17 protein-coding genes are annotated in these 18,061 nt (G+C 60.2%); 5 read left to right on the top strand and 12 right to left on the bottom strand.

All coding sequences use genetic code 11. From position 1 onward, the window contains the following. Positions 1–52: 52 nt before the first annotated feature. The gene (locus MA07_RS10840; protein ID WP_160195428.1) at positions 53–1,177 is read right to left on the bottom strand and encodes a GGDEF domain-containing protein; all 1,125 of its coding nucleotides are present in this window, start codon (positions 1,175–1,177) and stop codon (positions 53–55) included. A gap of 32 nt (positions 1,178–1,209) precedes the next feature. Beyond that, on the bottom strand, positions 1,210–3,645 hold the full coding sequence (locus MA07_RS10835; protein ID WP_244445229.1) for an EAL domain-containing protein: 2,436 nt from the start codon (positions 3,643–3,645) through the stop codon (positions 1,210–1,212). A gap of 602 nt (positions 3,646–4,247) precedes the next feature. Here MA07_RS10835 and MA07_RS30845 point away from each other — a divergent pair. Further along, positions 4,248–5,162: a vanadium-dependent haloperoxidase gene (locus MA07_RS30845; RefSeq protein ID WP_244445228.1), complete on the top strand. Its 915-nt coding sequence runs from the start codon at positions 4,248–4,250 to the stop codon at positions 5,160–5,162. Between the two features lie 24 nt (positions 5,163–5,186). Further along, positions 5,187–5,627: a phosphatase PAP2 family protein gene (locus MA07_RS30840; RefSeq protein ID WP_244445227.1), complete on the top strand. Its 441-nt coding sequence runs from the start codon at positions 5,187–5,189 to the stop codon at positions 5,625–5,627. Between the two features lie 313 nt (positions 5,628–5,940). Here the strand turns inward: MA07_RS30840 and MA07_RS10825 are convergent, their stop codons facing one another. From MA07_RS10825 to MA07_RS10805, 5 genes are all read right to left on the bottom strand, one after another. Continuing rightward, on the bottom strand, positions 5,941–6,735 hold the full coding sequence (locus MA07_RS10825; protein ID WP_244445226.1) for a dienelactone hydrolase family protein: 795 nt from the start codon (positions 6,733–6,735) through the stop codon (positions 5,941–5,943). Positions 6,736–7,002: 267 nt separating this feature from the next. Beyond that, positions 7,003–7,578, bottom strand: coding sequence for a DUF1349 domain-containing protein (locus tag MA07_RS10820; RefSeq protein WP_036350352.1), 576 nt, complete (start codon positions 7,576–7,578; stop codon positions 7,003–7,005). Between the two features lie 73 nt (positions 7,579–7,651). Beyond that, on the bottom strand, positions 7,652–8,458 hold the full coding sequence (locus MA07_RS10815; RefSeq protein WP_052003062.1) for a DUF1194 domain-containing protein: 807 nt from the start codon (positions 8,456–8,458) through the stop codon (positions 7,652–7,654). Between the two features lie 238 nt (positions 8,459–8,696). Next, positions 8,697–9,047, bottom strand: coding sequence for an AraC family ligand binding domain-containing protein (locus MA07_RS10810; protein ID WP_036350515.1), 351 nt, complete (start codon positions 9,045–9,047; stop codon positions 8,697–8,699). A gap of 98 nt (positions 9,048–9,145) precedes the next feature. Beyond that, positions 9,146–9,544, bottom strand: coding sequence for a RidA family protein (locus MA07_RS10805; RefSeq protein ID WP_036350350.1), 399 nt, complete (start codon positions 9,542–9,544; stop codon positions 9,146–9,148). A 154-nt stretch (positions 9,545–9,698) separates the two neighbouring features. Here MA07_RS10805 and MA07_RS10800 point away from each other — a divergent pair, with 154 nt between their 5' ends. Further along, positions 9,699–10,613 carry a LysR family transcriptional regulator gene (locus MA07_RS10800; RefSeq protein ID WP_036350348.1) on the top strand — a complete coding sequence of 305 codons (915 nt, stop codon included), beginning with the start codon at positions 9,699–9,701 and terminating at the stop codon, positions 10,611–10,613. A 361-nt stretch (positions 10,614–10,974) separates the two neighbouring features. Here the strand turns inward: MA07_RS10800 and MA07_RS10795 are convergent, their stop codons facing one another. The 5 genes from MA07_RS10795 to MA07_RS10770 form a co-directional block, all read right to left on the bottom strand. Beyond that, positions 10,975–11,352 carry a response regulator gene (locus MA07_RS10795; protein WP_036350346.1) on the bottom strand — a complete coding sequence of 126 codons (378 nt, stop codon included), beginning with the start codon at positions 11,350–11,352 and terminating at the stop codon, positions 10,975–10,977. Between the two features lie 9 nt (positions 11,353–11,361). Further along, positions 11,362–13,272 (bottom strand): ATP-binding protein, encoded by a 1,911-nt coding sequence (locus MA07_RS10790; protein WP_036350344.1) that lies wholly within the window; start codon positions 13,270–13,272, stop codon positions 11,362–11,364. A 54-nt stretch (positions 13,273–13,326) separates the two neighbouring features. Then, positions 13,327–14,652 (bottom strand): extracellular solute-binding protein, encoded by a 1,326-nt coding sequence (locus MA07_RS10785; RefSeq protein WP_036350513.1) that lies wholly within the window; start codon positions 14,650–14,652, stop codon positions 13,327–13,329. 60 nt (positions 14,653–14,712) lie between these two features. Next, positions 14,713–15,159, bottom strand: coding sequence for a nuclear transport factor 2 family protein (locus tag MA07_RS10780; RefSeq protein WP_052003060.1), 447 nt, complete (start codon positions 15,157–15,159; stop codon positions 14,713–14,715). Between the two features lie 435 nt (positions 15,160–15,594). After that, on the bottom strand, positions 15,595–16,494 hold the full coding sequence (locus MA07_RS10770) for a LysR substrate-binding domain-containing protein (protein ID WP_036350340.1): 900 nt from the start codon (positions 16,492–16,494) through the stop codon (positions 15,595–15,597). A 153-nt stretch (positions 16,495–16,647) separates the two neighbouring features. Between MA07_RS10770 and MA07_RS10765 the strand changes: the two genes are divergently transcribed. Then, entirely contained in the window at positions 16,648–17,034 is a 387-nt protein-coding gene (locus tag MA07_RS10765) for a DUF1330 domain-containing protein (RefSeq protein ID WP_036350338.1), read from the top strand. A gap of 279 nt (positions 17,035–17,313) precedes the next feature. After that, positions 17,314–18,039, top strand: coding sequence for an SDR family oxidoreductase (locus tag MA07_RS10760; protein WP_036350337.1), 726 nt, complete (start codon positions 17,314–17,316; stop codon positions 18,037–18,039). Positions 18,040–18,061 lie beyond the last annotated feature (22 nt).

Genomic DNA, 18,061 nt, shown 5'->3' with positions numbered 1-18,061 from the left:
AGCGGGGCAGGAGCACGGCCGGACCATCCCATTAGCTGACCTTTATGCACTCTCATTGAACATGCTCGGGCGCCCTCGACACGGCAATGCAGTAGCGCCCTTTGCCAGCTCTCTTGGCCTCGTAACTCGCCTCATCTGCTCGGCGCAGAAGTTCCTCACCGCTGCCGCACTCCGGAGCCAGAGCGATGCCGATTGATACGTTCAAGACAATCGTCTGTCCTTCAATCTGATAAGGTGCATTGATTTCAGCCATGAGCCGCTCGGCTAAGGTTATAGCCGCATCTCGCCCAGAGACCGGCACCTGCAATACGGCGAATTCATCACCCCCAAGCCTGGCCACCAGATCCCCTGGGCGGAGCGTGCCAAGCATCCGGTGAGCAATCCGGCGCAGGACTTCGTCACCCATAGTGTGGCCATACATATCGTTTACTTGCTTGAACCCGTCGAGATCCAGCGCCAGAACCGCGTACTTCTGGCCGAAGCGCTTCAGGCGCGCAGACGCTTCAGTGAGGTACTCGCGAAAGGCAGCTCGGTTTGGAAGTCCGGTCAGATCATCATGCGCCGCTTGATGGGCGAGACTGTGTTGCGCTCTATGCAAGGCCATAATCGTCTGCGCGCCATGACGACAGGCCTCGAAATGGCTGTACCAGTAAAGCAGCAGCAAGCCGCCGACGATCTGGTAGCTTGTGTCAGGATGCAAAAGGCAGCCGCCTGCAAAGGCGGCCAAAACGATGCTGCCGGTGCTGATTGAGATCCATGCTCGACATGCGACCCGCGTTGAGGACTGGCCGCCGCAGGTTGCCATCGTAAGGCCGAGGCAGAGTAACTGCATGCCTGCATCGGCTCCTGACAGAGCCCGGAGCGACATCCCGGCAATGACGCCACCCATCAGGAGGGAACCTGCTCCGTAGGCACACTCCCATCGCTTTGCGACAATGGGCGAAAGGGTCTTGTCATCACCAGACTGGTGGAATGCCACGAGGAGCCCGAGGCGACCCGCTGCCATGCCAATCGCAAGCCACGCCAGGAGCAAGTCCCAGCCCGATCCAGAGCGCCAGACCACCAGCCAAGCACCCACGACAACGCCGGTTGTGACGGAGGCGACTTGAGGCAGGGCTGAGTAGAGCAGCCGGACAAGGCCAACGCGAATGAGGTCAGGTTGTGGGAGTTTGTCCATTCGGCTAGTCGTCCTGGCCATGGAGCGGTCGCTTAGTCGGCGGCTCTCATCAATGCTCTTGGGAGCACGACGACATTGTCACAGATCAGCGAAGTCAACTCGTTGATCGGTACGGGGCGGCCGAATAGGTAGCCTTGAACCTCGGTGCATCCCTCCTGCCCGAGGAATCTCAGTTCCTCGGGTGTCTCTACACCCTCGGCGATAACGGGAAGCCCCAAGCCCCGCCCCAGGCCGAGCACAGCCCGAACAATGGCGGCAGCCTGCGGCTTTGTGTGGACCGCCTGAACGAAGGAGCGATCTATCTTGATCTTGTCGAATGGAAAGGCCTGAAGGTTTGAGAGCGACGAGTAACCTGTTCCAAAGTCGTCCATGGCAATGGTGACGCCAAGCACCTTGAGCTTCTGCAAGGCCAGTAGCGCGCGATGAGGGTCTCGGATCAGGGCTGTCTCGGTGATCTCGATCTCCAGCCTCTCGGGTGACAGCCCGGTTTCCTCCAAGATGCCCCGAATCAGGTGCGGGAAGCCGTCGCTGCCTAGCTGTAAGGCCGAGACGTTAACAGCAATGCTGAGCGGGCGCGTCCATGTGCTTGCTTCCTGGCAAGCCTGATGCATGACCCATTCACCAATCGTCAGGATCAGCCCGCTTTCCTCGGCAATCGGGATGAAGACCGAAGGTGGCACAAGGCCCCGCACCGGATGGGTCCAGCGCAGCAGAACCTCAAAACCGAGGACCTCTCCGGTCTCGAGCTGCGCCTGCGGCTGGTACACCAAGCTCAGTTCGCCGTTATCAATGGCGTTGTGCAGGTCATGTTCGATGCTGCGGCGCTCGCGGATCTGGGCACCCATCGCGGCTTCGAAGAACCGGTACGCACCCTTGCCCTCCTGCTTTGCGCGGTACAGGGCAGTATCGGCATTGGACAGAAGCTCAGTGCGGTCCTTTGCATCGGACGGATACAGGGCGATGCCGATGCTGACGGAGACGGTACCGGCTGAAGATCTGGTCCGATCTCCGTTCTTAAGCGCCTTCAGAAGCCTCTCGGCTAAGTGCCCGGCCTGAGCGGGATCCCTCACATGGGGAACAATGATGGCGAACTCGTCCCCACCGAGGCGGGCCAGCATCTGATCGTCCTCCAGAATAGCGGAGAACTGCCGGGCAATGTCCTTGAGCAGCTGATCGCCTGTGGCGTGGCCGTGGAAGTCGTTCACCTCCTTGAAGCCGTCGAGGTCCAGGCACAGAAGTGCCAACTGCTGACCGGCTCGCTGGTGCAACTTGAGCTCGCGGTCCAGCTGCTGGTCGAAGCTGGCCCGGTTATTCAATCCGGTTAGCGGATCATGATGGGCCAGGTAGCGGATCTGAGCCTCGGCATTCCTGCGGTCCCGCAGGTCCCGGAAGGCGACGACGTTGTGCGGGTGGCCGTTATACGTGATCTGACGGGCAATCAACTCGACCGGGATCAGGGTCCCGTGGCGGTCGCGCAGATCGGCCTCGACCGCTTGTCCTGAACTATCGAGAAGCGCCCTGAGCTTTGCTGCGTCAGGCACACACGACCCTAAGTTCCTGCCGCAAATCTGATCGGGTCGTAGGTTGGCCAGCCGAGCAAAACTCTGGTTAACCGAAACGATGGTCTCGCCCTCGCAGAGGACGAGCCCTTCGACTGCTGCGTCCGTCAGATCGCGCATTCGCTCCATCTCAAGAGCCGTGCGCCGCCGCTCCCTGAGGTCGAGGCCCAATGCCGCACAGGAGAGCAGGAGAATAACGAGGCTGACGAGCGCAACCCCGGTCGCCAGCCAGTGAGACGGAATAGCCAGAGGCGAAAGCTGGATCGTGCTGTCGGGCGTGATAGCGACGGCACCCATGGCGGTGAAATGATGGCTGCAGATCGCCAGCGTCAGCAGCAATGCTCCAGCAAGCCTCCAGCGCGCGAGATTACTTCTCAGGCCCATGGGCAGGGCGAGGGCACCGAACAATGCGCTGAGCACGATCGATGCTGCAACCAGTATCGGATCCCAGGCGATGGTGCCCGCCACCTCGAAGGCTGCCATTCCTGTATAGTGCATGGCGGCGATACCACCTCCGACAATGGCTCCCCCTAGCCACATCGCCCCAGTAAATCCGGGCATGAGAGCAAGGCAGAAGCCGAGGCCGGTTAGCGCGACAGCGGCCAGCAGGGAGATAACCGTCAGGGCGATATTGTATCCCGTCGGCAGGGCAGGAGAGAAAGCCAGCATGGCAATGAAGTGCGTAGCCCAGATGCCGAAGCCGGTGGAGGTAGCCGCAATGGCGAGCCAGATGCTGTGGCGGGTACCCTCCGACCGTCTAACATGATGCAGAAGATGGATGGCGGTCAGGGACGCGAGGCCGCACACCAGAGCCGCCAGGGCAACAAGCCGGAGATCATGATCTGAGACGATGCAATCATAGACCGTCAGCATGGAAAGCCTTACGTTCCAGGCGACCGCGGCAGCCATGGCACATGGTGGCTTGATCGGAAGCCCTGATCCTGAAATGAGGTTACGAAATATACCGGGTTCGCACCGGTATGGCGGAGCGGCATCATGCCTTTGGGCCGTCGCTAATGAACGACGTCCAATCTGCCATCACTGTCGTAGCCTTGAGCATCCAGCGACAGGCACGGTGAATCAAGGAAAACCTCTGCTTCGGAAAGCCTGTCTTCCAGAATGGTAAACAGCAGCGCACCCAGAACCCAGGCGGTCTATGTTCGATGAGACAACAAAGGGGGGAGCAGGCAATAATGTTGCTTGTACAGAATGACTTGGTTCCTTCCCTCCGCGGATGGTCAGGAACGGGTCATCCTCTGCCGATCCCCTACCCTTCAGCAACGTCCGGTGTTCTCTGCCAGAACGGACATTCGAGCTAGTTCCGCCTCGTGCCATCACCAGACCTTCCTCTTCGTGCATCGAGATGCCGCTGGGGCCCGCGTGCCAAGCGCTTCACCGTAACAGCCGGTCGCGTGTCATAGGTGATCGGACGCACATCCGAACACGACAGACTGCGCTTATATTCGCGGACGTTCACTTTTGGGCTGGGGATCACCTGTGGGAGGCCCGACATGCTCCATCCCCTTCGCAGTGCGTGCATGGCCCTGCTGCTGGCAGGAAGCTGTGCCGTTGCCCCGCCCTCGCTCGGTCAACCTGGTGGGATCGAACCCAATGCCGGAACATGGAAGACCTGGGTAATTTCCTCCGGCCTGGACTTCCGAGCCCCACCTCCCCCCGATGCCTCCGCCACCACAGCGGAGCTGGAGCAACTGCGTGACCTCGTCCGCAGGAATGATCCGCAAACCTACGCGCGGATTGCTTTCTGGGATGCCGGCGCTCCTGGCTACCAATGGATCGAGCTGGTCAACAAACGCGTCTTCACCGGCCAACCGCTTCCACCGTCGTCGCACCGCATCTACACCTACATGACCATGGCCATGCACGACGCCACCATCGCCACGTGGGAGTCGAAGTACTTCTACAAGCGGCCGCGCCCTAAGGAAGTCGATACAAGCTTGACGCCCGTGCTGCCGACGCCCAACAGCCCCTCCTATCCTTCCGAGCATGCCGCCGCAGCCGGAGCCGCCGCGACGGTGCTGGCGTATTTCTTTCCCAATGAAGCGGCATCACTCCAGGCCATGGCCGAGGAGCAGGCGCAGTCGCGGGTCCAGGCAGGCGTGCAGTTCCCCAGCGGCGCGGCTGCCGGACTTGCGCTCGGCCGGCGTGTTGCAGAGCGCGTGATCGAGGCTGCAAAGGCCGATGGATCCGAGGCGAAGTGGACCGGGGCGGTTCCGACGGGCCCATGTGTGTGGTCAGGAACCAATCCCGGCAACGTGACCCTGCCCAACTGGAAACCCATCCTGCTGACCTCACCCGCTGAGTTCAGGCCATCTCCTCCGCCCGATTGCCGCTCGGAGGCTGTGAAGGCCCAAACGGAAGCGATCCGCAAATATGACCGGACCTTCGTGTCGAACTCCAAGGCCTAATTCTGGCAAAGCCCCGCCGGCCTAATGACCGGCTGGTACGATTATGCCAGCAAGTGGCTGTTCGAAGACAAGACTGACCAGAACCCGCCCCGCGCGGCTCGTGCTTATGCGCTGCTCGCGACCGTATATTACGACGCTTTCCTCGCGAGCAATGACGGCAAGTTCGCCTACTGGTATCTGCGGCCGCATCAGCTTGACCCGGACATCCCGCTGCTGTTTGCGGTGCCGAACTTCCCGAGCTATCCGTCCAACCACTCGGTGCTCTCAACAGCGCGCAGCGAGATCCTAGCTTATCTCTTCCCTACTCGCGCGGACTTCATTCGCATGCTCGGCAAGGAGGCTGGTGACTCGCGCGTCTGGGCGGGCCTTCATTACGAGATGGACAACCAAGCCGGTGTCGAACTGGGCAAGGCAGTCGCGGCAAAATTCATTGCCAGAGCAAGAACCGATGAGCCCGGCAACTAAAAGCGGGCATGAGGCAAGCCTACCGGCCTGAGTGGCGGATTGCTCCTTTGACGAGGAGAAATCCTGCTTCTGAGCATCAATGTCACAAGGTTCCTACCCATTGTTCTCGTAGATCGGCTTAGTCGGTGTCCCTGTTCGCCGCGCTCGCTCGGCTATTCCTGGGGCAGGGCCGAGGAAGATCTATAGCGGGTCAACTACCGTCTCTGCAGGCAGCCGTTTCAAGGTTCGCTCACCGCGCGAATGCGGAAGCTTGGATGTACATAAAGCGTTGCGCCGTAGCGTTGGCTAACGCCGCGGCGCTTGGCGATGCCCGCTACTTCCGGAGGTTAGCGTTGAAGAACTTTAACGCCTCGGCCTTCGCCTCGCGGTCCACCTGCTGATCGTATCGGAGCGGCAGGTTGAACTTCTGGCCGAGCTCAGTCGCCTCAGGGTTGGTGAACGCGTGGACCGCACCGGGGTACTCGATGACCCGGTACTCTGCCTTCGCCTCATCAAGATCCTTCTTGAGCACCTCGTACTGCTCGCGCTTCACGAAGGGATCGTCTGCGCCATTCAGGACCAAGATCTTCGCCTTGACTGTGCCCGATGCCGGCGCGGGGGTGTTGAGCCCGAGCGATGCATGGAAGCCTGCGACCGCATCGAGATCGGCTCCGGTGCGAGCCATGTTCAGCACGACAGCGCCGCCGAAGCAGTAGCCCACGGCACCGATCCGCGTCGGCTCGACCGAGGCATGCCCGGCGAGTTGGGCCCGCGCCGCGTTGAAGCGAGCCTCCATCACCTTCGGATCCTTCATCACAGAGCCTGAGAGCGCGCCAGCGTCCTTCGGGTTGTCGGCCGTCTTGGCGTCGCCGTACATGTCGGCGACGAAGGCAGTGTAACCCTGCTGCGCGAATTTCTGCGCCTCGTTGCGGATGTGGCTCGTGATACCCCACCACTCGTGCACCATGACAATGCCGGGGCGCTTGCCCTGAACCGCGTCATCGTAGACGACAAAGCCCCTTAGGGTGGTTGTGCCGTCCTGGTAGGTGACCGGCTCCTCCCTGATCGCCGCGTGTGCGCTTGCAGTCATCACCATGGCGCAAAGCGCCGCCGTCATTATCGTTCGCATGAAAGTCTCCTGCGGGCTACGGAGACGAATCTGACATCTCTTGATGCACAGTCCGTGGCCTCCATTCCGCGATGATTCTGCTCCTTTCCGAGCCTCATGGCTATGACTGACCACTTTGCTGGCGCATAGGACCGCTGGCGGTTGCACGCGAAGGTCCACTCACCGCACGGTTACGAAAACTCGACGTACTTGCGAGAAGTGTCCAAGTGCGACATTCCCGTTGAAAGACTGCTTTCGCGAGTACAGGGGGTGTCTGCTGCGAATCGTCTAAGATAGGTCATGAAGCGCATGCCTGCTCGGTGGTGCAACCGTGAAATCGGAGAACAGGACGTCCAGACCAGCCCGCTCCGGCGTGCAGCACATTGGTCCAACCCAGTAGCGCTCTGCCACCGGAAAGGGACAGAGCCGCACCAAGGGCCAGTGTTGACTGTCCGCCGAGGCCTGGAGCCGCAGGACTCCATGCTCAACGGTCACCCTGATCCAGAAATCAGACGGATCGCCGCGAAACGGTCCGGTGGCCCAGTCGGATTGTCCGACTGTGAGAACGCTGCCGAGCAGCGCCTCACCATCCGCCAATTCGATCCCGGCTTTGATCCAGGTGGCCTCGTCAAGCCGCACCATGATTCCTGCTTGGTCGTACAGGGTTTTGTATTGCGCTCGGACGCGGAGCGCGGCGGTGAACCCGCCGCGAACTTCACGACCGAAGAAGTACCCGCTGTCGCGAATGAAGCTATAATGCGTTTCCCGCCAGAAGTCGGTTGTTTGATTTGTCGCGACCATGAGGCCATCGGGTACGAGAGCCCAGCGGTCCGGCTCGTTCAGCCAACGACACTGCTCAAACATCAGCCTCTTCCTCCGTGCAGATCACCTGAATCAGACCCCACCCGGTACTGGTAAAAGCAAGGGCGATCTACGCCTATGGGGTTCCCTCGCCTTCCCATGCCTCCTCTTCCTTACGGCGCTTCTCGCCGGTGAGGCAGTAGGCCTGCGCTCCGGCATGAAGAACCAGCGGCGATGGGCCAGGTCCGGCGATCTCGCGCAGGACCTTGGTCTTGATCACGGACGGGAACTGGTCAACCTCGCGGAGCGAGATCATGAACGCGCCAGCTCCTCCGATCACGCAGTCCGCGTAGTACCGGTCCAGGTCACCGAACTCCCAGGCGCTCACCATCCCGGGGATCTGGATGGGCAGTCCATTGATCGTGATGCCTTCGGCCACGGCATGATCACGTACGTGCTTGACCTTGGGACCATCATTGTTCGGGCCGTCACCCGATATGTCGATCACCCGCCGGGCCGGCTTGTCCGAGAGATCCGCGAACAGCCTCATGCTGAAGCCGATCACGCCCGAGATCGAGGTCATGGCTCCTTGGCGAATCGGCTGGCGTCCGAGCTCAGACGCAAAGGTCCGCGCCGCGTCCGGTCCATCGATCACGGTCCACGGCACGAGAACGGTCTGCTCATCGGCTCCTGACCATTCGACGTAGGCGACGGCGATGCGGCCGAGGGATCCCCTCGCGATGGCCTTATGAACAGCCGGGGCTCGGAACGCCTCGATGAAGCCCGAGCGCTGAAGCGACTGCTCGGCCAGCGCCATCGAGGACGACACGTCCACGGCGAGTACGGGGGCAAGGTCGAGCGTCGTCTCGGAGGCGGCGACGGCGCGACCCCAGAGGCAAGCCAAGGTTAGACCCAGGCACGCACCGTGACGTCGCCGCGGCATGATGGCCTCCCTGTGGGATGCTCTTTCAAGCTGTCATGCCATGCACTTGAGGCTAATGAATGTCGGCCACGGTTCAACTCACGAAATCACCTGCCCTTCGCGAATGTCCGCTGTTCCTGCCAGAACCCGACCTATGGCCTACTTCCGAGATGTGCCACGATCCGACCTGCAGTGATTTGCGCCGTCTACTCGACAGCCGCCACCTGCTCAGGCGTCGCGAGGGTTGCGGCGCATTGGCTTATGCAAGCGGCTCCTGCCAGTGCGGGTGTGTGACGTAGGCGGTGATCGCTCCCTGATCATGCGACCGTATGGTGACCACCTCGCCCTTGGGCATATAGACGATCTCGCCCGGACCAGCAGTGACCGTGCCGTCACTCGATGTCACCGACAGGCTTCCCTCCAGAACCACCATCACGTCGTGCACGGCGAGCGTCTCATCAATGCTCTGGTTGCGCCCGTAGCGACCGTAGCCAATGGTGATGGGCCCACCGTGGTGTTGGTCTATCAGATTGCCTGCCCACACCTCCCCGTCCTGGCCAGGCGAGCGCTCGAACGGTGCATCGGCGACAGAGAACTTGCGAACCTTCACGGGCATAGCTCCAGTTTCCGCTAAGATCTAAATATTATACGTGATCGATTGCAGAAGCACGCTCTTGGGTTAAGAGCATGATCAGGTCTGGTGGCGGTTCAGACGGCCGCTTGAATCCGCGCGATTGCCTTGATCTCGAAATCGAAGCCGGCGAGCCAATTCACTCCAACAGCAGTCCAGTTGGGATAAGGCTTTTTAGAAAATACCTTGTCCTTGACGGACATGATGGTCCCGAACTGGGCCTCCGGATCGGTATGGAATGTCGTCACATCAATGATGTCATCGAACGTGCTGCCAGCCGCTTTCAGAACCTCGCTGAGGTTGTCGAAAGCAAGCTCAACCTGCTTTGCGAAGTCAGGCTCAGGCGAGCCGTCCTCGCGGCTGCCGACCTGCCCTGAGACAAAGAGCAGATCGCCGGACCGGATGGCAGCAGAGTAGCGGTGCATCTCGTAGAGTGCCTGCCGTCCGGCAGGGAAGACGGTGTTGCGCTTGGACACTTATGTCTCCTTATTCAGATCGAATGAAACCTCAGAACAAGGGCTTGTCCTAATGAGAGTATTGGGATCTGCCTTGCTGGAGCAGGAGATAGCAGCCCTCGACTTGCGCGATTAGACATTGAAATTGGCATAGGTTGATGCAAAATCGCCACCAATGACGCGCCCTTCCCTCAACGATCTCACCGCCTTTATGGCAGTAGCGACTCACCGCAGCTTCCGCCGCGCCGCGGATGAACTCGGCACAGCACCCTCCACACTGAGCCACGCAATGCGAGGCCTTGAGGAACGCTTGGGCGTACGCCTTCTCAACCGAACGACCCGCAGCGTCTCGCCGACCGAAGCCGGACTTGAGCTGCTTAGCCGGCTACAGGTGGCACTCACGGCCTTGGATGAGGCACTGGACGCCGTCACTACCTTTCGGGGCCAGGTGGCAGGCAAGGTCCGGATCAATGCACCGCGAGTTGCCGCGGCCGCTCTCGTCCGCGAGGTCCTCCCGCGCATGGCCGAACGGTTCCCTGATGTGACGGTGGATCTCGTCGTCGAGGGACGCTTGGTTGACATCGTGTCGGGGGGCTTCGATGCCGGTGTGCGCCTGATTGAGTCCATTCCGAAGGACATGATCGCGGTGCCCCTCGCCCGCCCGATCGGGTTCGTCTGCGTTGCATCGCCAGCCTATCTCAAGCGCGCCGGTGAGCCCACAACTCCGGACGACCTCAAGCATCATCGCTGCATCGGCCACCGCACGCCGAGCGGCAAACTGTACCGGTGGGAATTCGAGCGGGCTGGGCATGAACTGACGATCGATACAGACGGATCCATCATTCTCGATGACGAGGGCCTGATGGCGGACGCGGCCGCACAGGGCTTGGGGATCGCCTATGTGGCAAGCTGGGCTGCCGAAGTCGCCATTGCAGAGGGGCGATTGCGGACGGTGCTGTCCGCCTGGATGCACGAACAGGGGCCAGTGGCCGTCTACTACCCGGGACACCGAGCCGTGCCGCCGGCCCTACGGGCCTTCCTCGACGTCATCAGGGATGTGAGGCAAGTGAATAGTGGATCATCGCTGTAGGTCTGCATTGGGTCAACCTGAGCCATTGAGTTCTTGTCTATGAAGGTCAGCTCACGCCGCCAGTGCGGAATTTCGGCTAAGGTCCGCCCGGTGCCATAGCACGACATTCCGAGTTCGATTAACTGGTCTGTTCCACTTCATTAAAGATTTTCGGCTCTCTCCAGGAGCGAACGTGGCTCAGTTGAAGCCTTTTCCAAAGTCGAACGATTGTTCAATAATGATTGCTCTGGGACTCAATCATCCACCCACTCAACAGAGCCTCGTCCGCGAAGAAATCAGAGGATTGGCTCTTCAGCTTTCTGAGCTGTGTAACGATCTCCAGCACCTTTGTACGCCAGCCTAACAAGGATGGGCCTTTCGTTCATGGCGCTCCCTCAGGCGGGAGCAGAGCTCTGATCTTTCGTAGGAGCCTCGCCAGTTCGACGGGCTTGACGTCGTAATCGTCGCAACCCGCTTCCAGAGCCTGCGTCCTGTCGGTCGACATAGCATGGGCGGACAACGCGATCACTGGGATGTGCCTCGTAGCGTCGTCCGACTTGAGCCGGCGGGCGGCCTCCCACCCGTCCATGACAGGCAAACCTAGGTCCATCAGGATCAAGTCCGGGTGCTCGGCATTGGCGATCTCAATGCAACTCGCCCCGTCCCGCGCAATTAGTACGTCGAAGCCCTGCCGCTCCAGCCGAGTTTGTAACATGTAGATATTGTCGTCGTTGTCCTCGACATAGAGGATGCGCACCATACTCGCCTCTCAAGCTGCCTCAGCCTGGGTCGGCGTGTTCGCCGGCAGCCTGACTGTGAACTCGGATCCTTTACCCTTCTCGCTCGTCGCCTCGATTTCGCCCCCCATGAGAATGACCAGACGCCTACTTATAGCGAGGCCCAAGCCAGTACCACCGTATTTCTGATGCTTCGCGACTCCGGCTTGGTGAAAATCTTGGAAAAGACGTGGTAGCTGATCTGCATCTATCCCGATGCCGGAATCACGTACCCGGAATTCAAGTTGCTGTCCCCCTCGCCTTGCAAAGAGCGTCACCTCTCCTTTTTCGGTGAACTTGCAAGCATTGGAGAGGAGGTTAAGAAGGACCTGCCGCAGTCGCATCGGGTCAAGTACCGCCCGTCCAAGGTCCTGCTCCGTCTGTAACCTGAGCTGGTTGGCATGCTTCTCCGCCAAGGGCTTCGCAGTATCGACGATGTCGTCCAGCAACAGGCGAACGTCAATCTCCTCGGGTAGAAGATCGAACTTGCCAGCCTCGATCTTAGCAAGATCGAGAACCTCGTTGATCACCTGCAGGAGGAGCTTGCCCGCACGCAGAACGCGCCCAAGCGGTTCGTTGAGCTCCGTACTGCCGTCAATCTCGGCGTCCTCCTTGAGCATCTCGGTTATTCCGATGATCGCGTTGAGCGGGGTGCGCAGTTCGTGACTCATGCTGGCGAGGAAGTCGGACTTAGCCCTGCTGGCTATCTCAGCCTGCTCTTTGGCCGCTCGCAGCTCACTTTCGACTAACTTGAGTTCAGTCAGGTCGAAGTAGGTGAGCATCCGTCCGCCGTCCGGCAGGGCCACTACTTCGTACTGAAGTACGCGCCCATCCGGGCGGTACCATTCCCTCGGGGGCACGTCGGCGGCCCGGATCTCAGCGAGCCTTCGCTCGACGTAGGACTCCCATTGTTCGTCCGGCACGCCATGCAGACCGGTGGACCGGAGCGCCTCCAGCAGGTCTTCAATCCCGACATGCGGGTGCAGTACGTCTTGAGGAACACTCCAGAGGTCACGGAAGGCGCGATTGAACATCCGCACCCGGAGATCCGGGTCGAGAATTAGTACTCCGTAGTCAATGGTGTCGAGTACCACTTGGCGCTCACGCAGATTCTGCTCCTCTATCTCGACGGCCGTGTCGCGGAAGACCGACAGGGCCTTGGCCATCGCAGCGATCTCGTCTTTGCCTTGGAAGTCTGGCAGCGGAGTCCTCAAGTGCCCGGCGGCGATTGCCAGCATACTGCGGCTCAGAGCGACCAGCCGGCCAGCGAGGTGTCGGTCGGCATAGAGCCACGCGAATGCTAGAAGGAACAGGACGGCCGAGCCGCCGATGGCGATCCCAGCGATGACCGGCCTGTCATGGATTGTTCTCTCGTGGTCGACGGCCTCCTGCAGTTCTCGTCGGAGATCCACAGCTGTCGAGGTGAGCGCTCCTTCTAGCGCAAGGAGCGCCTGGTCCGCGTAAATGGCACTCTCGATGAGGCTATTGATGTCCCCTCCGGCGCGCGCGGCGAGGTCCTCCGAACGGGCATAGCGCTGGCGCGCCAGGTCAAGAGCGGCACGCAGAGCTTGGAGCTGTAGCGGGTCGATTTGCTGAGAGGCGGTCGCGCTTGCAACCGCTCCGGCTGCACGATCGAGCCCATCCCACAGCTCTTGCCGCTCCCTGCGGCTGTCTGACATCCCTTGGTCAGCGACCGCCCCTGAAGGCAACTTTCTGATTTCCTGCCTCAGCTTGCCGACGAGATCGAGCGCACTGAAATCCGCCTCGATAGCCTTATGAGCCGACGCGATGAACGTCGTGGCGTTCTGAAGCTCTCGGACGAAGTGATTGACCGCTACTATTTGGAAAATTAGCAGACTGATCGGCACCGACATGGCCAGGAGAATTTTGTTGCGGATACGCATGCGGGCCCTTTCTACCTGCCAAACGTCGGCCTCTCCTGCTTCAACGACGTCGCGTCACAACTGCCCCCGCTCGCGCCACCTGTCGAAGATTGCACGCTCCTCGCGGTCCGCCTCCTCGAGCGCCTGCTCGGGGGTCAGCCGAGCGGTAGCGACATTGGCGAACATCTTTGAAATAATCCCCCGCTCGTAGACTTCGCTGACGGCTGGGTTCGTGTATCCGGGATGGCCCGCGTTCGTCGTCCAGGACGCCACGTCCTTCATGAGCGCATACTTCGCCGCGACACCGCTACTAGCGCCCCCTGTTAGCGCTTCAAGATCCGGCACAGTCTCGGGGTAGCACGGCATGTTCTGAAAGCTGCTTGCGAGAAAGGCTTCCCGGGACCGGCCGACATAGTCAACCAGGAACTGCTTGGCCCCTTCCGGATTTTCGGCGAACCTCCAGATAGAATAAGTATAGAAGCCGAAGGAGCCGAGCCGGGCCGCCGGTCCTGCGGGCATCGCAGCCAGCCTAAGGTCGCCCGCGAAGTCCAGTTTCATTGCCTCAGCGGCCCTCGGGATCGACAGGCTATCGATCGTGAGGCAGCCCTCTCCGGTGAGCATGAACCGGTTATTCGAGGCTCCGTCCCACCTAAGCACATCCGGAATCATCGCCTGCTCGAAGAGATCCTTCACGTAGCGCAGCGCATCCAGGGTCGCCGGAGACCTCAGCGTTGGGCTACCATCCGCATCCTGTTCCGATGCTCCAAAGGAATACATGATCGAGCGCAGTGTCTGCTCGCAGTTGTGCTCTGGCGCTAGGCTAAAGGCCGCCGACTTTCCATCAAGCAACTTGATGCGTCTGGCTCCTGTCAGCACGTGGTTCCATGTAGTCGGCGCGGCCTGAGCCTTGGCCCACAGGTCACTTCGGTAGGTGACGAGCGCCGGTTGGAAAGCGGCAGCGAAACCCGTATAGGTCCTGGTCTTCGGGTTGAAGTGGGCTCGAAGGGCGAATTCCGCAGGCTTTCCGTACTGCCTAGAACACTCCTCAAAGATCTCGCGATGATCGATAAGGTGGTCCACGAGCATGGCGTGTGGCGTGACGAATTGGATGAGGTCGTGTCCCCGTTGAGCTTGGATCTCGGCGACCGCGCGAGGGGCTAGATCGGCGAAGCCAACGTGATCAATGATGACATCGACGTCATTTGCCTCGCCCCACTGTCGGGCGAAGGTGTCATTAAACCAAGGATCATAAGCGGAAACAAAATGCCGCCACTGCATAATCTTGAGCGTCTTGCGCTGCGCACGGGCTCGTCTTGGGGCGAGACCGACCCCAGACGTGGCGAGCGCTGCTCCTGATGCAGCCAGCAACCCACGTCTTGTGATTGTGCCCTCGACACCCATGCGGCTCTCCTCTGGCATCTGGGCCGCGGCATCTCCTGGGGGAGGGCAACGGCAGTTGACTCAGTTGAAGGTATGCAGCTTGAGCTTTAGGGAGCCATCAGGCTGCCGCTCGAACACGTGGGTAGCGATACCGCCAAACCGGGTTGGCTTTCCTGATGCATCCCTGCCGGCAGCCGACCATTTGGCCGCGGCAATCACTATCTTGTCGTCTTCCATGCTCCTGATCAGGTCTAGGGTATGGTCCGTGACGCCATTGGCGAAGAGACTGGAGAAGAACTTCTGGACGCCATCAGGACCTTGAATGACGTCGTGGGTAGCAGGCAGAAGGGATGCATCGCTCGTATAGAATGCTGCGACTGCTTTAGGGTCACTCTTGTTGAAGGCCGCATTCCAAGCCGAATAGGCTGTCCTGATCTGATCATCAATCGGATCGGCTACAGCCGTGCAGGAGGTTGCAATCAAAGTTGCTAAAATCAGGATATGCCTTGTCGCACTCGGTACAGACATTCCGTCCTCCCGTTAGATGGTCAAGCTTTGGGGCATATACTGGCCCCAAAGCCTGGGCAAATTCCGAGAACGAAGCTGCGCCTTTGGTGATACTCTGTCAATCTTGCCTCTGTTGCGCCCTTAAGCTTATGGCCAATTACCACTTTTTCCCAGGCTCGCCCCCTGTTCGATCCAGGATGACGTCCAGCTTGGTCAGAGACGAGGAGCCCACCTGCAGCCCTGCAACTTGTCTAGAACGCAGGCAGATCAGGCCAGCCTCGCGGCATCTGGTCAAGGACTGCTTCGGGTCAAACTGAGCCGTTAGGCGTGGCCTGATAAAGGTCAGCTCACCCCATGACTGCGGAAGTTCGGCTTTCGTCAGCCCCGTGCCATTAGGAGACATTGCTTACCTGCCTACGCCATGGGCGTTGCCGAGGGGACAAACAGTCCTGCCAGCTACTTGAGCTTTTGATACGCTTTCACGTGTTCGATGAATGCCCGGAGTTTCGGATGAACCTGGGAGCGCTGCGGGTAGTACAGGTAGTACCCGGTGCTGCTCGGTGCATACTCCCCCAGAACAATCTCGAGGCTGCCGGCTTTGACCTTGTCGATGATCAGATCCTCGGTCGAATAGACAAGCCCAACGCCGTCCAGGGCTGCGTCCAGCGCGAGCAGTGAGTTGTTCAGGATGAGCGAGCCCCTGACCTGCACCTCGAAGGCCTTGCCTTTCAACTCAAACTCCCAACCATCGTAGACGCGGTTGCCGACCCCTACGCAGATGCAATTATGCGACAGCAGATCCTTCGGATGGTTCGGACGGCCGAATTGATCAAAGTATCCCGGCGCGCCTGCAACGACCCATTGGATCGGACCAAACAACTTCAAGGCAACCATGTCCTTGGCCAGGATGTCGGATACGCGGATGCCGGCATCGAACCCTCGCTCAAAAATGTCGGTCGCCGCATTCTCCAGGAAAATCTCGACTGAGACATCGGGATACTTCCTGGTGAAGCTGGAAACGACCGCCTTCAGGAAGTTTGGGTAGATCATCTGTGGTGCATTCAACCGCAGGCGACCGGCAGGCTTCTCGGCAAGACTTCCCGCATCCTCCATCGCAGCAAGGATCTGCTCCAGCGCAGGACCCGCCTGGCTCAGGAACCTCTCGCCGGCTTCAGTTAGGCTCGTGGTCCTCGTGGTCCGCGTCAGGAGGGTCACGCCCAGCCGCGTCTCCAACTGCCTGATCATCTTGCTGATTGCCGACGGAGAGACCCGGAGTGCCTGGGCCGCGGCCGTGAAGTTGCGCTTGTCGGTGACGAGCTTCAGGGCCAGGAGCCCGTCGAGCTGGTTCTTGTCCATTGTGAACCTCCGGTCAATGAGACATCAACCAGTATGCTATTTTTGGAAAGGTTAGGTCGCATTAACTTCCCAACATCGAGACCAGACGGGCAGCCGGAGCAATTCTCCGAGCACCTCCCACCGTCCAATCGGCTCGACGGAAGGAGAAGCAAAATGAAGAAGTTTGTCGTCAGTGCTCTCACCGCCCTCACCATGATGGCGAGCCCGGCCGCCTTTGCTCAGACTGCGACGAGCGCGCAGCCCCGGGCCTACATGATCGGCAGCTATGACATCAAGGATCAAGCGGTGTTTCAGCAGTACATTGAAGCCGCGTCACCGCTTGTCACCCAGTATGGCGGTCGCGTGATCGTCTACAATCCCAACGTGACTGCCATCGAAGGAAGCTCCAGATCGGTGATCGCCATCGCCGAGTTCCCGAGCCTTGCTGACGCCCAGCGTTACTACAACTCGCCAGAATACACTGCTGCTCGGCAGTTCTTCACTAGGTCGACCGAAGGATTTCGCATCATCACCGAAGGCGCAGGTCTTCCAACGAAGTGATGCGACCAAGCACGTGGATGCAAGTCGAGCATGGGGCCATCAGCCCCATGCAGACCATACCGTCGATGCTTGCGATGATCGATGTTGGCGCCAAGCTTGGGACGAGTTCAAGGCGCGGGAATGGCATGTCGCCCCTGCGGTAAAAGCCAAGGGGAACCGCTTCCTCCGGCGGCATCGGCACCTTGCTGACGCCGCCGCTTCCTGTGGCCGGCCGTGAGAACATCCGCCTTCCCGGATCGACGCCGACCGGATCAAGGTCAGAAATGGAAAGAGATTGTCATGAGTGATACCAACCGAGTTGCGGTGATTACCGGCGCTTCCTCCGGGATCGGAGAGGCCATTGCCCGGACGCTTGTGTCGGAAGGATACCGTGTCGCACTGCTCGCTCGCCGCTTGGAACGCATCGCTGCGCTTGCCGATGAACTGAGCAACGGCACCATTGCCATCCAGGCTGACGTAACGGACCGGGATTCCATCGTCGCAGCGGCTGAGCGCGTCCAGCGGGAACTCGGAGGCGCCGACATCCTCATCAACAACGCCGGCGTGATGCTCACGGCGCCCTTTGCATCCGACAAACGATCCGAGCACCGGCAGATGGTCGAAATCAACCTTCTTGGCGCCATGACCGTGACTGAGGTCTTCCTGGATCAGCTCCGTGCCAGGAAGGGTGATCTGGTGAACATCTCCTCCGTCGCGGCGCGTGTCGCCCCGGCCGGCTTTGCGGCCTATTCGGCAACGAAATGGGGATTGAAGGGTTGGTCCGAAGCGCTCCGCGTCGAGCTTCAGCCCGACATCCGCGTCATGGTCATCGAGCCTGGTGCTGTGGCAACGGAGCTGTCCGACCACATCACCCACGATGAGAGCAAGAAGCTTGCCCGGGATTACCGCGATAACGTGGCGATGCCGCCGCAGGACATCGCCGAGGTGGTTGCGTTCGCTCTCGGCCGGCCGAAGCGGATCACGCTCAATGAAATCCTGGTGCGGCCAACCATTCAGGCGATGTGAGGGTGTCCCACGATGAACTTGC

The organism is Microvirga sp. BSC39, from assembly GCF_000739015.1.
Classification (GTDB): Bacteria; Pseudomonadota; Alphaproteobacteria; order Rhizobiales; family Beijerinckiaceae; genus Microvirga.
The sequence above is the reverse complement of the archived record's forward strand: the minus strand, read 5'-3'. Positions and strand labels throughout refer to the sequence as shown.

Excerpts from the sequence above, each read along its gene's own strand:
- MA07_RS10825 (WP_244445226.1), bottom strand. The coding sequence starts at position 6,735 with ATGCGAACGATAATGACGGCGGCGCTTTGCGCCATGGTGATGACTGCA.
- MA07_RS10800 (WP_036350348.1), top strand. The coding sequence starts at position 9,699 with ATGACGCGCCCTTCCCTCAACGATCTCACCGCCTTTATGGCAGTAGCG.
- MA07_RS10765 (WP_036350338.1), top strand. The coding sequence starts at position 16,648 with ATGAAGAAGTTTGTCGTCAGTGCTCTCACCGCCCTCACCATGATGGCG.
- MA07_RS10780 (WP_052003060.1), bottom strand. The coding sequence starts at position 15,159 with ATGTCTGTACCGAGTGCGACAAGGCATATCCTGATTTTAGCAACTTTG.
- MA07_RS10760 (WP_036350337.1), top strand. The coding sequence starts at position 17,314 with ATGAGTGATACCAACCGAGTTGCGGTGATTACCGGCGCTTCCTCCGGG.
- MA07_RS10815 (WP_052003062.1), bottom strand. The coding sequence starts at position 8,458 with ATGCCGCGGCGACGTCACGGTGCGTGCCTGGGTCTAACCTTGGCTTGC.
- MA07_RS30840 (WP_244445227.1), top strand. The coding sequence starts at position 5,187 with ATGACCGGCTGGTACGATTATGCCAGCAAGTGGCTGTTCGAAGACAAG.
- MA07_RS10820 (WP_036350352.1), bottom strand. The coding sequence starts at position 7,578 with ATGTTTGAGCAGTGTCGTTGGCTGAACGAGCCGGACCGCTGGGCTCTC.
- MA07_RS10770 (WP_036350340.1), bottom strand. The coding sequence starts at position 16,494 with ATGGACAAGAACCAGCTCGACGGGCTCCTGGCCCTGAAGCTCGTCACC.
- MA07_RS10790 (WP_036350344.1), bottom strand. The coding sequence starts at position 13,272 with ATGCGTATCCGCAACAAAATTCTCCTGGCCATGTCGGTGCCGATCAGT.
- MA07_RS10840 (WP_160195428.1), bottom strand. The coding sequence starts at position 1,177 with ATGGACAAACTCCCACAACCTGACCTCATTCGCGTTGGCCTTGTCCGG.
- MA07_RS10835 (WP_244445229.1), bottom strand. The coding sequence starts at position 3,645 with ATGGCTGCCGCGGTCGCCTGGAACGTAAGGCTTTCCATGCTGACGGTC.
- MA07_RS10785 (WP_036350513.1), bottom strand. The coding sequence starts at position 14,652 with ATGGGTGTCGAGGGCACAATCACAAGACGTGGGTTGCTGGCTGCATCA.
- MA07_RS10795 (WP_036350346.1), bottom strand. The coding sequence starts at position 11,352 with ATGGTGCGCATCCTCTATGTCGAGGACAACGACGACAATATCTACATG.
- MA07_RS30845 (WP_244445228.1), top strand. The coding sequence starts at position 4,248 with ATGCTCCATCCCCTTCGCAGTGCGTGCATGGCCCTGCTGCTGGCAGGA.